At 65.8% G+C, this 15,867-nt stretch carries 14 protein-coding genes; 12 read left to right on the forward strand and 2 right to left on the reverse strand.

Going from position 1 to position 15,867, the window contains the following annotated elements:
- Nucleotides 1-188: 188 nt before the first annotated feature.
- Nucleotides 189-1,082 (forward strand): Ltp family lipoprotein, encoded by an 894-nt coding sequence (locus tag AC1DEY_RS17950; protein ID WP_476869146.1) that lies wholly within the window; start codon nt 189-191, stop codon nt 1,080-1,082.
- 623 nt (nt 1,083-1,705) lie between these two features.
- A complete protein-coding gene (locus AC1DEY_RS17955) occupies nt 1,706-2,341 on the forward strand; it encodes a heavy metal-binding domain-containing protein (protein WP_476869147.1) in 636 nt (211 codons plus the stop codon).
- A gap of 275 nt (nt 2,342-2,616) precedes the next feature.
- Here the strand turns inward: AC1DEY_RS17955 and pdxA are convergent, their stop codons facing one another.
- Entirely contained in the window at nt 2,617-5,028 is a 2,412-nt protein-coding gene (gene pdxA, locus AC1DEY_RS17960) for a 4-hydroxythreonine-4-phosphate dehydrogenase PdxA (protein ID WP_476869148.1), read from the reverse strand.
- A 217-nt stretch (nt 5,029-5,245) separates the two neighbouring features.
- On the opposite strand from pdxA, the gene AC1DEY_RS17965 reads away from it, so the two are divergent.
- The 10 genes from AC1DEY_RS17965 to AC1DEY_RS18010 all read left to right on the forward strand — a co-directional run bounded on the left by AC1DEY_RS17965 (nt 5,246) and on the right by AC1DEY_RS18010 (nt 15,173).
- Nucleotides 5,246-6,820 (forward strand): ABC transporter substrate-binding protein, encoded by a 1,575-nt coding sequence (locus AC1DEY_RS17965; protein ID WP_476869149.1) that lies wholly within the window; start codon nt 5,246-5,248, stop codon nt 6,818-6,820.
- A gap of 2 nt (nt 6,821-6,822) precedes the next feature.
- Nucleotides 6,823-7,758: an ABC transporter permease gene (locus AC1DEY_RS17970; RefSeq protein WP_441410038.1), complete on the forward strand. Its 936-nt coding sequence runs from the start codon at nt 6,823-6,825 to the stop codon at nt 7,756-7,758.
- Nucleotides 7,755-8,705, forward strand: coding sequence for an ABC transporter permease (locus AC1DEY_RS17975; RefSeq protein WP_476869150.1), 951 nt, complete (start codon nt 7,755-7,757; stop codon nt 8,703-8,705). The genes AC1DEY_RS17970 and AC1DEY_RS17975 overlap by 4 nt, the downstream gene beginning before the upstream one ends.
- Nucleotides 8,706-8,724: 19 nt before the next feature.
- A complete protein-coding gene (locus AC1DEY_RS17980) occupies nt 8,725-9,582 on the forward strand; it encodes an ABC transporter ATP-binding protein (RefSeq protein ID WP_476869151.1) in 858 nt (285 codons plus the stop codon).
- Nucleotides 9,575-10,405 (forward strand): ATP-binding cassette domain-containing protein, encoded by an 831-nt coding sequence (locus AC1DEY_RS17985; RefSeq protein ID WP_476869152.1) that lies wholly within the window; start codon nt 9,575-9,577, stop codon nt 10,403-10,405. Before AC1DEY_RS17980 ends, AC1DEY_RS17985 begins: the two co-directional genes overlap by 8 nt.
- A 59-nt stretch (nt 10,406-10,464) precedes the next feature.
- Nucleotides 10,465-11,454 (forward strand): aldo/keto reductase, encoded by a 990-nt coding sequence (locus AC1DEY_RS17990; RefSeq protein ID WP_476869153.1) that lies wholly within the window; start codon nt 10,465-10,467, stop codon nt 11,452-11,454.
- A 56-nt stretch (nt 11,455-11,510) separates the two neighbouring features.
- Nucleotides 11,511-12,287, forward strand: coding sequence for an HpcH/HpaI aldolase family protein (locus AC1DEY_RS17995; RefSeq protein WP_476869154.1), 777 nt, complete (start codon nt 11,511-11,513; stop codon nt 12,285-12,287).
- 3 nt (nt 12,288-12,290) lie between these two features.
- On the forward strand, nt 12,291-13,589 hold the full coding sequence (locus tag AC1DEY_RS18000) for a sialidase family protein (protein ID WP_476869155.1): 1,299 nt from the start codon (nt 12,291-12,293) through the stop codon (nt 13,587-13,589).
- Nucleotides 13,586-14,263 carry an SDR family NAD(P)-dependent oxidoreductase gene (locus AC1DEY_RS18005; protein ID WP_476869156.1) on the forward strand — a complete coding sequence of 226 codons (678 nt, stop codon included), beginning with the start codon at nt 13,586-13,588 and terminating at the stop codon, nt 14,261-14,263. The genes AC1DEY_RS18000 and AC1DEY_RS18005 overlap by 4 nt, the downstream gene beginning before the upstream one ends.
- Before the next feature lie 124 nt (nt 14,264-14,387).
- Complete coding sequence (locus AC1DEY_RS18010; RefSeq protein WP_441410030.1) at nt 14,388-15,173, forward strand: DeoR/GlpR family DNA-binding transcription regulator; 786 nt, start codon at nt 14,388-14,390, stop codon at nt 15,171-15,173.
- Between the two features lie 99 nt (nt 15,174-15,272).
- On the opposite strand, the gene AC1DEY_RS18015 is transcribed toward AC1DEY_RS18010, so the two are convergent.
- Complete coding sequence (locus AC1DEY_RS18015) at nt 15,273-15,686, reverse strand: ester cyclase (RefSeq protein ID WP_476869157.1); 414 nt, start codon at nt 15,684-15,686, stop codon at nt 15,273-15,275.
- Nucleotides 15,687-15,867 lie beyond the last annotated feature (181 nt).

Consider the following 15,867-nt stretch of genomic DNA (forward strand, 5'->3'; position numbering starts at 1 on the left):
TCCGGTATGCGGGTATACGCCCGTGACGCTACTGGGGGAAGCGAACATGCTTGTAACTGTTGGCTGGCGCGATGTACCGCTTTGCGGCCAGCGCTCCACGCCGGGCTCCCCCTATGTGCGTAAATCACCGCACCCACTCCGCACGCTTCGCATCGCACGTCGGTCAGGTGTCCTATGAAAGGACTCTCATGAGCCAGCCCCCGAACCTCGCCCCCTATCCCCCCGCCTACGGATATGGACAGACAAAACAGAGCAATAAGTCTTTCCTCGTGACATGGCTGTTCTCCCTCCTCCTCGGCGTTTTCGGCGTGGACCGTTTCTATCTGGGCAAAGTCGGAACCGGTATTCTCAAACTGGTCACCTTCGGCGGCCTGGGCATCTGGGCCTTGGTCGATCTCATCCTCGTACTGGCGAACAAAACCCGCGATAAGCAGGGTCTTCCGCTCGAGGGCTACGACAAGCACAAGAAAATTGCCCTGATCGTCACCGCCGCCTTCGTTCTCCTGAGCATCATCATCAATGCCAGCCGCGCCGGAGCTGCCACTTCGTCCGCCTCACCCGTTTCCGTCGCAAATGACGCTACTTCTGTCGCTACTGCTACCCCGGCAGCGACCCCAACGCAGGATCCCGCCGTCGCCAAGGCCGAGGCCGACGCTAAGGCCAAGGCTGACGCTGACGCTGCTGCTAAGGCGGCGAAGGCCGAGGCCGACGCTAAAGCCAAGGCCGACGCCGACGCCGCTGCCAAAGCTAAGGCTGACGCTGACGCTGCTGCCAAGGCTGCTGCCGAAGCTGGGACGATCAGTCAGCAAAACGCTCTGCGGAAAGCCGGTGATTACCTCGATTACCAGGCCTTCTCGCGCACTGGCTTGATCAAGCAACTGGAATTCGAAAAGTATTCGACACCAGATGCGACGTGGGCCGTCGACCGGGTGACAGTCGACTGGAACGAGCAGGCAGCTAAAAAGGCCAAGGATTACCTCGCATACCAGTCCTTCTCGCGTGCCGGGCTGAAAGAGCAACTCGCCTTCGAGGGCTTCACCCCGGCGCAGGCCGAGTACGGCGTGAGCCAGACGGGTCTCTAGCGGTCGCGATGCTACAGCCGGCGGAAGTGATCACTCTCCCGCCGGCTCGCCTCACTTGACGTTCGACCAGCTGGAAGTCCGTTATTCCCAGGCTTAGCTACATGCACGACGATTGTCTTAGTCAGTGCAACGCCCTGCCTTGCCCTCCCCGGGCGGATCACCGTCCAATTCGACGGAAGGAATACGGAATTACCCGTGCCCGAATTCCCGTCGATGTGTTTGAATTCGACCGCTTCAATTTCGCACCCAAGAGTCTGAGCATTTCCCCTGCCGCAGCCGCGCACAATACCACGGTGGCGGGACTGCGGCCGAGGCCGGGGCGGGCGCAGCGACAGGTGCCACTGTTTGGATAACCGTCACTGTCGGCGCCGGAGCAGTGACTGTCCGAGTGACTGTGGCCGTTTGGTAGCAGTTAATGTAGTGGCCGCCTGCGGGCTCCCCCACAACAAATACGTGCCGGGAATGCCCGCAGGAGGCCAACTGACCCGGATGCTCAACGACGACGGGATCCGCGTTTCGCAACGTGAAACAGATCCGACGAATAGCCATCCCTATGCAAGCTTAACCTTTGATATCGACCCCACCAACGAGCACGCCATGCAGTATCTACGATAGGTATTTACGTGAAAACCAGAGACATTGCCAAGAAATACCAACTTGATCCGATCGCTTTCGATCAGTGGTTAAAACAATCCGAATTTCAGTACAAGTCTGGAATTACTGGCCTGAGCGTCGACGACGGCGTCAACACAGACGAAATGGTCGGCCGTTACAGGCAGTATCTTATCCAGGAGAAGGCACGGGTAGCTCAGGAGCAGGAACGTCTCGCGCTAGAGCAAGCCAACGCGAAGCAAGATGAGCTAGCAAAGCAACGCGCCCTTGCGAGCATACTCATCACGTCCGGTTTCAACTTTGAGGGCTACAGCATCACCAAGTACTCAGGCTATATTTCTGGTGACGATGCGGTATCGATGGACCGCCCAAACCACGGCTGGTTTGGGGGCGTGAACAAGGATGTCGGCGCAGACTTGCTTTCGGGACTGTCGCACATCAGGCGAAACGCTCTAGCGGAGTTGAAAGAGGCAGCATATGCACTCGGATGCAACGCTGTGATCGGAGTGGACTTCGACTACCTGACCTTGGACCCCGAGACTGCGAGTAGTTCGGGGGGAACACTGTATCTGCCGTTCTTATTTGCAGTGACGGCGAATGGCAACGCTGTTGTGATCGAAAGGAACGAACACGCTGGTTTGGCGTAGGGCGCTGTTTCGCGCGCAGGATCTTCCGTAAGGTCGCCCTATCCTATGCCATGCGAGACAACTTACGCCCGGTTGAGCGACACCGAGCGATCTCAGGATGCGTTCACCAAGCGTTGAAGTGCAGCCCCGGGAGGAAACGTGAGCAAGGCGCGTGAAACTGCCCCGCAAGACTGACGCAAAGTCCCGTCGTAGCAGTACAACGCGGGATCACCTAGCGCCCGAAAGTCCCCTCTGGATGGGCGCTACGTGACCCCGGCGTTGCTGTTACGGCGGCCCTACCCCTGCAGCACCGGGCTCGGGGACATCTCCGCGGCCTGGCGCAGGGCCTCGATCATGCTGCGCACGTCCACGATGCCCTTGCCCGCGATGTCGAAGGCCGTGCCGTGGTCCACGGAGGTGCGGATTACCGGCAGGCCCACGGTGATGTTGACGCCGGCCTCGATGCCCAGGACCTTCACCGGGCCGTGGCCCTGGTCGTGGTACATCGCGACGATCAGGTCGAAGTCGCCGCGTCCGGCCAGGAAGAACGCGGTGTCGGCCGGGAGCGGGCCGCGGGCGTCGATGCCGTCGGCCTGCAGCTTCTCAATGGCCGGGGTGATCTTCTCCGCTTCCTCGCCGTAGCCGAACAGGCCGTTCTCCCCCGCGTGCGGGTTGATGGCGCAGACGCCGATCTTGGGATTGGCGATGCCTGCGCGCTGCATGGCGCTGTAACCGCGACGGACGGTGCGTTCCACCAGGCCGGGCTCGATCTTGTTGATCGCATCGATCAGGCCGATGTGCGTGGTGACATGGATGACCTTGACCTTGGGCGTGGAGAGCATCATGGACACTTCCTCAATCCCCATGAAGTGCGCCAGCAGCTCCGTGTGGCCCGGGTAAATGTGCCCGGCCTTGTGCAGCGCGGCCTTGTTCAGCGGCGCAGTGCAGATCCCCTGCACCTCCCCCTTCATCCCGAGCTCGCAGGCGATCCGTATGTAGTGGTACGCGGCGTTGCCGGCCTCGGCGGATTCCACACCCCAGGGCAGGTCGTGCGAGAGCAGTTTCGGATCAATCACGTTGATGCGGCCCGGTTCAAAGACGGCCTCGGCCACGTCCTGGATCTCGACGATGTCCGCCGCGACGCCCAGCGCCTTCGCACCCAGTTCCAACCGGTACACGTCACCGATGACGATAGGCCGGCAGTCGCGGTAGGCGTTCTCGGCCAGCAGCGCGCCCACCGTGACTTCGGGGCCGACGCCGGCGCCGTCGCCCATGGTGACGGCGATGACGGGGCGAGCGTCCGGTGCTGTTGCCTTCAAATCGGTGGCATTCAACTCGGCGGCTTTCAAGACTGAATTCATGGTTTCTCCAGATTTTGCGGAAGGGTCGAGTGGTTCGTGACGTGCAGTGCCGGCCGGTTCGCTGGCCCGGCGGCCTTGGATTGAGTGGTAGAGCTGCAGCAGGGCCTGGTCATTGCCAAAGCTGCCGGGCTTGGTGCCCACCAGCCTGCCGTCGTCGGCGAGGCTGACCACCGCCCCGTGCTGTTCGGCGCCGAGCGGCTCCAACGCCCGGATGCCGAGGCGGTCCAGCACCTCGCGGGCGGTCTCTCCACCGGTCAGGATGAGATCGGGAAGAACGACGTCGAGTCCCGACTGCGGGACGACGGCGGCGGACACGAAGTCCGACAGGTTGCCGACGATCGTGCCGGCTTCCCGGGGATCCACTTGCTCGGCGATGACGGTCAGGACTACAGGCTCGCGGGCGGCCAGAGCCTCGCGGACAACACCGAGCTTGGGTGCCGTCCCGGGCTGGCGAAGTTCCTCCGGGCTCAGTCCGACGAGCGTAAAGCCCCCGGCCCGAAGCTCCCGTAGTTGCCTGCGTGCTGCTTCGGACGCGGAGCCGACGACGGCGAGCACCGGCCGCGCGGCACGGCTCTCAGTCAGATCTGAGGTACTGGCGTCTCGTGCGACTTGCGCGTTTCGCGCAGGGACCGGGGTTTTCGTGTCCGGCGCGGAGCGTTCCGCCGGGCGAAGAGTTTGCGCGAGTACGGCCGCGATGCCGCCCGTGCCCACCAGGACGATTCTGCGACCGTCGGCGGAATAGTCCAGCTGGGCCAGGGCCTCGACCACGGCTTCCAGGTCGGCCTCGGTTTCGCCGTCGGCCACCACGGTCGCGGCCTTATCACCCGAGAACAACTCACGGAGCGTGTCTGCGAGGTTCGGGGAGCGGACCACGGCGAGATCCAGCCCCTGAACGGAACTCTGCGGCAGAACCTCCGCGACCAAAGAAGGCGGCGCGGCTGCCTCGGCCTTCCAGAGTCCGGTATCGGCCAGAGGCACGCCGTCTGCGTAGGGCCGTCCATCCACCACGGTGCGCCGCAGCTGCGGCAGCGCACCGGCGATCAGCGCGTGGAAACCGAGCTCCGCCAGAGCAGCCACTTCGGCGCCCACGTTGCCGCGCCACAGCGAGTCGAGCTTCTTGAACAGCACAGCAGCGTCCACGGCGGCCGGCCCCGCAAAGACCCGGGCCACGGCGGCCGCGGCAGCTTCGGGGGCACAGGACCTCGAGTGGGTGTCAACGGCGATCACGTCGGAAGTCGCGGAAGATGGTTCAAGCAGGATCCGCGTGTCGAACCCCTGCCGGGCAAAGCACTCCCCCACTTCAGCGGCGCCGGAAAAGTCATCGGCCTGTACGAGCACTGTTGCCATCTCTCCCTCCTCCCTTGGATCGGACTGGTAATCAAGCGGGTAATGAAGCTGGTTATCGAGCTCTTCATCAAGCTGTCGATGTCCTCATCATGACACAACTGCGCGAATCGCGCTAGAACTATTGCGCGAATCGCGCAAACGTGGCAAGGTGATCCATGTAACACGGCGCAGGCCATCCGGTCGCCAGCCGTCCCCCCGTTCTACCGAGAGGTCAACGATGACCGTTCTTCCTCAAGGACCCGAGATTTCCCGGCGCCGCCTGCTGCAATTTGGCGGACTGGCCGGACTTCTCCTGGGCACAGGCAGCGTCGCCGGATGTGCCGGCCCCACCGGCCTGCCAGGACCCAGCACCTTGACCCTGGCGCTCAACCGCTCCTTGGTCAGCCTGGACAACAAACTCAACCAGTTCGACGCCGCCGTCACGGTCCAGCGCTCCGTACGCCAGGGGCTCACCGCCATTGGCCCCGAGACGAAGCCCGTCCTGGTCCTGGCCGAAAGCTTCGTCATGACCTCCCCCACGGTATGGACGGTCAAGCTGCGCGAAGGCATCAAGTACTCCGACGGCACCCCCCTGAAGATCGAGGACGTCGCCACGGCCCTGAAGATGTACCAGCAGGTCCAGGGCTCCTTCGTTGCCGGCTTCTTCCCCGAGTTCCCCACCGTGGTACCTGTGGATGACCGGACTTTCCGGATGGAATCCAAGAAGCCGATTCCCATCCTCGATTCGCTCATGAGCATGATCCTGATCAGCCCCGCGGCCAAGAACAAGCCCGAAGAACTGCAGGAAGGCGTCGGCACCGGCCCGTACGTCGTGACCAAGTTCAACCGCGGCGCCGGCACCTACAGCCTCAAGCGCAACGAGAACTATTGGGGCCCCGCACCGGCGGTGGACACCGTCGAGGTGCGGTTCCTTCCCGAGGAATCCAGCCGCGTCATCGCCCTGCGCAGCGGCGAGGTGGATGTCATTGACTCCATCACCCCCGACTCGCGCGAACAGCTGGCCGGGCTTCCCGGCGTCGTACTGAGTGAAGCGTCCAGCCTCCGGCTGAACCAGATCTTCTACAACTTCCGCAAGCCCGCCGGGCACCCTCTGGCCGATGTCCGGGTCCGTGAGGCCCTCAGCTGGGCCATCAACGGCGAAGCGCTGGTCAAGGACGTGCTGGTGAACTCCGTCAGCCAGGCCGAGGGCGTCACCCCGTCCAGCCTGACCGGCTTCGCCAAGACCGGCACCTACGTTTACGATCCCGAGAAGGCCAAGGCCACCCTGAAGAGCCTCGGCGTCACCGACCTCAGCCTGAAGATCATCTGGGAAACCGGCGAATTCGCTTCCGACACCTCCGTTATGGAGGCCCTCGTGGAGATGTTCGGCAACATCGGCGTCCAGGCCCAGCTCCAGCAGTTCGAAGCCGGCGGCAACATCTCGGCCTGGCGCCAGGGCAAGCAAGGCGACTGGGACCTGCTGGGCAATGGCTTCAGCAGCCCCACCGGCCTGGCCATCACCATGATGCAGGGCATGTACGCCGGCACCGCGGAGAAGGAAAAGACCCGCGACACCTACCAGGGATACGTGAATCCCGCCGTGCACGCCAAGATCCAGGCCGCCGCCACCGAAGTTGATCCCGTACGGCGGCAGCAGCTGCTCGCAGTGGCCCAGCAGGCCATCTGGGAGACCTGGCCCTGTGCCTGGGCGTTCGTGCCCAAGTCCGTGCTGGCCCACCGCAACCGGGTGGGCGGCCTTTCGCTGGCTCCCACCAACTCCTACCCGCTCGCTGACGTCCGGCTGGAGGCCTGACCATGACGAAGTACATCCTCAAGAGGATCGGCCAAGGCCTGCTGACCGTGTTCCTCACGGTTTCCACGGTGTTCATCCTGATCCGCCTGGCCCCGGGCGATCCGGCCGTTGCCTACGCCGGACCGCTGGCCACCACCGAACAGCTCGCCAAGGTCCGGGAGCAGTTCGGCCTGGACCTGCCCTTGATCCAGCAGTACTGGATCTTCCTGCAGGAGCTGTTCACCGGCAACCTCGGCACCTCGTACTCCTTCCAGGCCCCGGCCGTGCAGGTGGTCATGGAGCGGTTGCCGTACACGCTGACCTTGGCCACGTCCGCGATCCTGCTCACCACAGTGGTCGCCATCCCGCTGGGCGTCTGGATGTCCCGCCGGCCGGACACCAAAAAGGAATTCGGCGTCAACGTCCTGACCATCGCCGGGCAGTCCATGCCGGACTTCTGGACCGGCATCATGCTGCTCACCTTCTTCGCCGTCCTCATCCCGATTTTCCCGGCCTCCGGCTTCGCCACCTGGGGCAGCCTGGTCCTGCCCACCGTCACCATCGCCATCCTGCAGATCGCCCTGATCTCGCGGATGGTCCGGCGGGAAATGACGGCGAACTTCGCCGCACCCTACCTGACCGTCGCCCGCTCCCGCGGCGTCCGAAATTCCCTGCTGACCTGGCGCTACGCCATGGGCAACTCCGCCATCCCGGTCTTCACGGCCCTCGGCACCCGCTTCGCGGCCATGCTCAACGGCGTGGTGGTGGTGGAAGTGGTGTTCGCGTGGCCCGGCGTCGGCTCCCTGATTGTGCGGGCGCTCGAAACCCGCGACTACCCGCTGATCCAGGCCACGGTCCTGATCACGGCTTTGCTGGCGGTTGGAGTCCAGCTGCTCGTCGACCTCGCCTACCCCCTGCTTGATCCCCGCATTCGTCTTGGAAAGGCGGCCACAGCATGAGTATCAGCGACACCGCAACTCCTTCCGCAGTCCCTCCGGCAGGCGTACCCACCGAGCCCCCGGCCAGGAAGTCCTCCCCCAGCGCCGTCACCAAGGAGCTGATCGCCAAGGCCGGCGCCACCCGCCGACGGGCAGGCGCCAAGTTCAAGATACGCACCGGCGTCATCTGCACGCTGCTGGTGGTCGTTCCAATCGTGCTGGCCGGGTTCCTGCCGCTGGCGGACCCCAACCACCAGGACCTTGCCCACCGGCTGCTTCCACCGCTGAGCGAGGGTCACCTGTTCGGCACCGACCAGCTGGGCCGCGACCTGCTCTCCCGGGTGCTGCATGGCGGCCAGGTCTCGCTCACCATCGGTGTCCTGGCCGTGGTGGTCTCCGGCACCATCGGCATCATCTTTGGCGCGGCAGCCGGGTACTTCGGCGGCAAGCTGGACACCGTGGTTTCGCGCCTGATCGAGGCGCAGATGTCCCTCCCGCTGCTGATGATGCTGCTGCTGGTGGTGGCGCTCTTCGGCCCGTCCATTCCGGTTATCACGTTCGTGATCGCCATCGCCCAATGGCCCGAGGTGGCACGCCTGACCCGGTCCATGGTGCTCGTGGAACGCGAAAAGCCCTACGTCTCCGCCGCGCGGATCCTCGGCCTGCACCGCGTGCAGATCCTGATCCAGCACGTCATTCCCAACGTCATCAAGCAGGCCACGCTGGTGGTGCTGCTCCTCCTGGCCCAGGCCGTGCTGCTGGAAAGCGCGCTCGCCTTCCTCGGCGCCGGCCCGCAGCGGCCGTTCGCCACGTGGGGGCGCATCATCTCCGACGGTCAGGGCTACCTCACCACCGCCTGGTGGCTGGTAACGGTGCCCGGCCTGGTGATCGCGATCATGGTAGTGGGCGTGAACCTGCTGGGCGACGGCCTCCGCGACCGTCCCCGCCGCAAGAAGAAGGGTGCCTGAGATGGCCTTGCATTCGGAAATGACAGAACAGCCGCTGCTGGAGGTCCGCGACTTCCAGGTGGAACTGATCACCGACGTCGGCATTGTCCGCGCCGTGGATTGCGTCAGCTTCACCATCCACCGGGGCGAGACGGTCACCATCATCGGTGAGTCCGGTTCCGGAAAATCGACGACGGCGATGGGCCTCCTCCGGCTCCTGCCGGAGGACCTCGCCGTGATCTCAGGATCGGTCAAGATCGACGGCGTGGACGTGATCGCCGATTCCAAGGCGATCGACAAGGTCCGCGGGAGGACCCTCGCGCTGATCCCGCAAGACCCCATGACGGCACTGAGCCCCGTGCACTCGATCGGCAACCAGCTGTTTGAGGCCATCCGAATCGCCGGCGCGGCCTCGACCAAGGAAAAGGGCGCCGTCCATGCCCGCGCCATCCGGCTGTTGGAGCAGGTCCACATCCCCACCCCGGATGCGCAGCTGAAGAAGTACCCGCACCAGCTCTCCGGCGGGATGCTCCAGCGCGTCCTGATCGCCATTGCGCTGGCCAGCGAGCCGCAGCTGCTGGTGGCCGATGAGCCCACGTCCGCCCTGGACGTCACCGTGCAGGCGGGCATCCTGGACCTGCTGCTCGAACTGCAGGAACAGCGCGGCATCGGCATCCTGATGATCACCCACGACCTCGGCGTGGCCCGGCTGATCTCGGACCGCATCCACGTCATGAAGGACGGCTCGTTCGTCGAGTCCGGCGAGGTCCAGCAGATCGTGGACAACCCCGCCACCGACTACACCCGCAAGCTGCTCGCCGCCATCCCCGTCCTGGGCGCCTGGGACGAAACGCCGGTCGCCAGCACCCTGACCACCACCGGAGCCCGCCATGAATAAGCCGTTCCTGTCCGTCGAAAACCTCGTGGTGGACTACGCCGTCTCCGGCGGAACCTTCCGGGCCGTGGACGACGTCTCCTTCTCGGTGGAGAAGGGCAAGACGATCGCCGTCGTCGGGGAATCCGGCTGCGGGAAATCCACCATCGCCAAGGCGCTCATGCGCCTGGTCACGCCGACCAGTGGCCGGATCGACCTGGACGGCACCGACCTGGCGGCGCTCAGCGAGGCCAAGCTCCGGCCCCTGCGCTCGAAGTTCCAGATGGTCTTCCAGGATCCCTACGGTTCCCTCGACCCGCACCTCACGGCACAGGAAATCGTGGCCGAGCCGATGAAGCTCCAGGGTGTCCGGTCGCGGGCCGAGCGGCACAAGGCGGCTGCCAGCCTGATCGACCAGGTGGGTCTGCCCGTCGCATCCCTGGACAAGCACCCGTCAGAGTTTTCCGGCGGACAACGGCAGCGGATCGGGATTGCCCGGGCGCTGGCGTCCAAGCCGGAACTGCTGGTCTGCGACGAGGCCACGAGCGCGCTCGACGTCTCCGTGCAAGCCCAGGTGCTCCGACTGCTGAAGTCCATCCAGGACGAAACCGGCATCACCTACGTCTTCATTTCGCACAACCTCGGCGTGGTGCAGGAGATCAGCGATACCGTGATGGTCATGCAGCGCGGCAAGCTCGTGGAGCACGGCACGACGGCGCAGGTGCTGACAGCGCCGGCCGAGGACTACACCCGCAAGCTCCGCCGCGCCGCCCTCGACCCGTCCACCATGACCGGCCTGAAGCCGCGGCACATCGTCTCGTCGCTGGCGCTGAAGACCAGCGCCTGAGGCCCTGACCATCTCCCCCTAAACAGCCACCCGCCAACTCGATCATGAGGAATCAACCAATGAGCATCCAGCCCGAAGGCACGCCAGTGGACGGCCTGAAGCTACCCATCTCCAGGCTCGTCCTGGGCACCATGACGTTCGGCGACACCGCCGATGAGGCCACCGCGGGACGGATGGTGGACGAGGCGCTCGCGGCCGGCATCACCACCATCGACACCGCCAACGCCTACGTCGGCGGAGCCACCGAGGAGATGCTGTCCCGCCTCCTGAAGGACCGCCGGGCCGACGTCGTCCTCGCCTCCAAGGCGGGCATGCCGCATTCGGACCACGGCCAGCACGCCCCGCTGTCCAAGGAGGGTCTGCGCAACAGCGTGGAGGGCAGCCTGCGCCGGCTCGGCGTGGACAGCATCGACCTGTTCTATTTGCACCAGCCCGACCGGGCCACCCCGCTGCAGGAAACCCTGGGCACCGTGGCCGAGCTCGCCGCTGAAGGGAAGATCGGCGCGCTGGGCGTGTCCAACTTCGCGGCCTGGCAGATCGCCGACGTCATCCACGTGGCCCGCGAGGTGGGCGCACCGCGTCCCGTGGTCGCGCAGCAGCTCTACAACCTGGTGGCCCGCCGGGTGGAGGAGGAATACCTCGAATTCGCCGCCACGCATGAGGTCCACACCATGGTCTACAACCCGCTCGGCGGCGGCCTGCTGACCGGCAAGCACAGCTTCGACGCCCGGCCCTCCGAAGGCCGGTTCGGCGACTCCAAACTCGCCGCCATGTACACCCAGCGCTACTGGGACAAGCAGCTGTTCGAGGCCGTCAACTCCCTGGCCGGCATCGCCGAAGGCGCGGGCATCAGCCTGGCCGAGCTGTCCCTGCGCTGGCTCGCCTACCGCAACGGCGTCGGGTCCATGCTGCTCGGCGGCTCCAAGGTGGAGCAGCTGCAGGCCAACATCGCCGCCGTGGCCAAGGGCCCGCTGCCCGCAGACGTTTCGGAGGCGTGCGACGCCGTCGGCTCCGGCCTCCGCGGCCCCATGCCCGCCTACAACCGCTGACCTACGCAACCATTCCCCAGACTGAATTCCACCGACTCTAAGGCAGAAGAGAGAACATGACTTCCGAACTCGCTACCGAATTCGCCCGCAAGATCCGTGCCCGCGAGCAGGCCGTCGGCTACTGGGCCGTCCTGGACGCACCCGTCGCCACAGAGCGCATCAGCCGGCTCGGCTATGACTATGTGGCACTGGACGCGCAGCACGGGCTGCTGGGCTACTCGGGCGTGCTGAACGGGCTCATGGCGATCGACGCCGGGCACACCGCCGTCGGCATGGTGCGGGTGGAGGGCAACGAATTCACCGCGATCGGCAAGGCGCTCGACGCCGGCGCCGTCGGCGTGATCGTCCCGCTCATCAACTCCGCGGCAGACGCGGCCGCGGCCGTCGCGGCGGCCAAGTACCCGCCGCTGGGCGGCCGGTCCTACGGCCCCATGCGCTCGGCCCTGCGGATCGGCCCGGTTCCCGCCGAAGCCAACGCCGCAACCCTGGTCTTCGCCATGATCGAGACCCCGGAAGGGCTGGCCAACGTCAAGGAAATCTGCGCGACGCCGGGACTGGACGGCATCTACGTGGGCCCCTCCGACCTCGCCATCGCCGTGGGGGCCGCCTACCCGGGCGACCCCGCCGTCGAAGCTGAATTCAACGCCGCGCTGGAGACCGTCGCCGAGGCAGCCGCCTCTGCCGGTGTGGCCGCGGGCATCCACACGCCGGCCGGCGACGTGGCCGCACTCCGGCTGCGCCAGGGCTACACCTTCACGACCATCGCCTCCGACCTGACCCACCTGGAGCTGGCGGCCAAAGCCCACCTGGCTGCCGCAACCAAAAAGGACTGAGCAGTGTTTTCAACAGACGCGACCGCAACAGACGTGCCTTCAACCGACGCTTCCCCTGCCGGCTACACCACCATCACGCCCGACGGCGAGGTCAAGGAAGCCGGCGGCAGCCAGTACGCGTACCTGCCGGCGCCCACCGTGCAGAGCCACGCCGCGAACCTCCTGACGCTCCCAAACGGCCGGCTCGGCTGCGTGTGGTTCGGCGGCACCCAGGAAGGCGTGCCGGACATCTCCATCTGGTTCTCCACCCTGGAACCCGGCAGCCGCCAGTGGTCGCCGGCCGAGCAGCTCTCCGACGACTCCGCCCGCTCCGAACAGAACCCCATCCTGTTCGCCGCCCCGGACAACCGGCTCTGGCTCCTGTACACGGCGCAGAAGGCCGGCAATCAGGACACCGCCGAGGTCCGCCGCCGCATCTCCGGAGACAGCGGCCGGACCTGGGGCCCGGTGGAGACCCTGTTCGCCGCCAACGAGACGGGCGGCGTGTTTGTCCGTCAGCTGCCGGTGGTGCTGCCGTCCGGCCGCTGGATCATCCCGATCTTCCGCTGCATCACCACCCCCGGCGAGAAGTGGGTGGGCAACAGCGACGACAGCGCCGTCATGATCTCCGACGACGCCGGCGCCACCTGGACTGAGCATGTCCTGCCGGGCAGCCTGGGCTGCGTCCACATGAACATCCAGCCGGTGGCCGACGGGTCCCTGCTGGCCCTGTTCCGCAGCCGCTGGGCCGACTCGATTTACGAATCCCGGTCCACCGACGGCGGCAGCACCTGGAGCGAACCCGTTCCCACCGAACTGCCGAACAACAACTCCTCCATCCAGTTCGTTGCCCTGGCCGACGGCCGGCTGGCCCTGGTCTACAACCACAGCCGGGCCGAGGCCTCCACCGAGCGGCGGCTCTCGCTCTACGACGAGATCGACGACGACGGTCTGGCCGAGGAACAGGGGCAGATCACCGAACCGGTGGTCACCGCCGAATCCGGTACTGCTGCCGGCTCGGCGCCCGGCGAACGGAAGGCTTTCTGGGGCACGCCGCGGTCCCCGATGACGCTGGCGATCTCCGAGGACTCCGGCCGCAGCTGGCCCATCCGCCGCAACCTGGACGTGGGAGACGGCTACTGCCTGTCCAACAACTCCCGCGACGGCCTGAACCGCGAATACTCCTACCCGTCCATCCACCAAGGCCCAGACGGCGCCCTGAACATCGCCTACACGTACTTCCGGCAGGCCATCAAGTACGTCCGCGTGGATCCGCAGTGGGCGTACGAAGGGACCAGTACCCCGGGCGGCGACTTCCAGTGAGCAAGCCGCACGCCGTCCTCACCGGTTGCAGCTCGGGCATTGGAAAAGCCATCGCGGTCCGCCTGCTGGCGGAGGGCTGGCAGGTGACCGGGCTCAGCCGGAGCGAGCCCGATCTCGGACCCGGCTTCCAGTGGCGGCAGGCGGACCTCTCAGATCCGGCGTCCCTGGCCGCGTGCGTCGAGGACCTGCCTCCGGTGAACGCCCTGGTCCACGCCGCCGGCTTCCAGCGCACCGCCGTGCTGGGCGAGCTGGATCCCGAGGCGCTGGCCGGAATGTTCACCGTCCATGTCGCGGCCGCCAGCAGCCTGGCCAACGCCCTGGTTCCGAGCATGCCGGACGGTGGCCGGGTGCTCCTGGTGGGCAGCCGGACCTCCACCGGGTCCCCCGGCAAGAGCCAGTACGCGGCCACCAAGGCTGCGCTGCTGGGCATGGGCCGGACCTGGGCGCAGGAACTGGCACCGCGCGGCATCACCGTGAACGTGCTGTCCCCCGGACCCACGGACACCCCTATGCTCGCCGACCCAGGCCGGGCCGCAACCCCGCCGAAGCTGCCCGCGCTGGGTCAGCTCGTGGACCCCGAGGACGTGGCCGCGCTCGCCGGTTTCCTGCTGGGGAGCCACGGGAAGTCCATCACGGGACAAAACTATGTGATCTGCGGCGGCGCGTCGCTATGAAAAGATGCGCGGTGAACGTACGCGCAGTGAACGGATGCGCGCCGGGTCCGAATAGCATGGGGACAGCAATGTACCGCTCGGTACAGCTACGGATGCGCCAGCAGCCGGTGAAGGAGAGCCAACGATGACTACCGCCCAAGCCAGGCGCGAAGAGATCTACCACCTCGCCGTGACCACGGGCCTGGCGTCCGTGGAAGACCTGTCGCGGCACTTTGCCGTGACCGCCTCCACGATCCGGCGGGACCTGGCACAGCTGAACGAACAGGGCAAACTCGCCCGGACCTACGGCGGCGCCGTGGCACTCGGCGCGCACCCCGAGCCGTCCCTGCGGCAGCGCACCGGCGAGGCCTTCGAGCAGAAACAGGCCATCGCCGCCTGGGCGGCCGCCGAAGTCAAGGAGGGTGAGAACGTCCTGCTCGACGGCGGCTCAACGGTCGGGGCGATGGCGCACGCCCTCCGGGACCGCGAGAACCTGTCCGTGACCACGCCGGGCATCAACACGCTCCAGGAACTCGCCGACTCACCGGGCATCCAGGTGGACTGCCTGGGCGGACGGCTCCGCGGACTCAGCCAGACCTTCGTGGGCCCCATCGCCGAGGCCGCCCTGGAGCGGATGAGCTTCGACCGGGTATTCCTCGGCGCGGACGCCGTCACCGTGGATGCCGGCCTGTGCGAGGCCGACCAGGCCCAGACGCGCCTCAAAGAACTGATGGCACGCCGCGGCAACACCGTCTATGTCCTGGCCGATTCCACCAAGCTCGGCAAACGCCCGTTCCATGCCTGGGTGAAGCTCCCCGCCCCCTGGATCCTGGTCACGGACAACCAGGCGGACCCGGAACAGGTCGAGCTCTTCCGGCAATCCGGCGTCACGGTTCAGCTCGTTGAGGTGTCGCCGGCGCAGGCCGCCTGACCTAACGACGTCGACGGCGCCGCCGTTGCGGAACGTCGTCGTCGAACGGCTGTCCGCGTTTCCCTATGGGGAACGTGGACAGCCATTTTGTTGCGCGCGTTACTCCGTTCCGGCGCCGATCTGCTGCATGAGGGTCATGGTGTCCGTGGCTCCCCAGTGCTCCACGACTTTTCCTTCCTCGACCCGAATGATGTCGATGCTGCTGAATTCGACGCTCCGGCCGGTGGGCGCGACGCCCATCAGTTCTCCCTGGTGCGTTCCCGTTAGGACCACGTATAGCGCCTCCAGATTTCCATCGACCAACGCCGGTTCGCTGGTCTTGGCTTTGAGATCCGGGAATGCCGTCCGCATCGCGTTGACGAAGAACGCGACCCCGTCTTTGGCGGGCGATTGTCCGGGCATGGGATCGTGATCGACAAAGTCATCACTGACCAGTTCTTCGATGAGGGCGAGATTTCCGTCCCCAATCACCTCTGTGTAGAACCGCTTGATCAATCCAGTTCCGTCAGCCATTTCCGACTCCTTAAAGTGGATGAGACCGCAGCCCAAGTTTCCCACTCCGGCCATGGCACATCAACGGCACGTGTTTCGTGCTGTGAACGTGCCGCTGTCAACGGATGCCGGCCTTCCCTGCGGCGTGAGTATCGTTGGTCCTGTCAACCGCGACGTCGGCTCACCACCAGGGCTCATCACC

The sequence above is a fragment of the Arthrobacter sp. 05T47 genome (genome assembly GCF_056395825.1).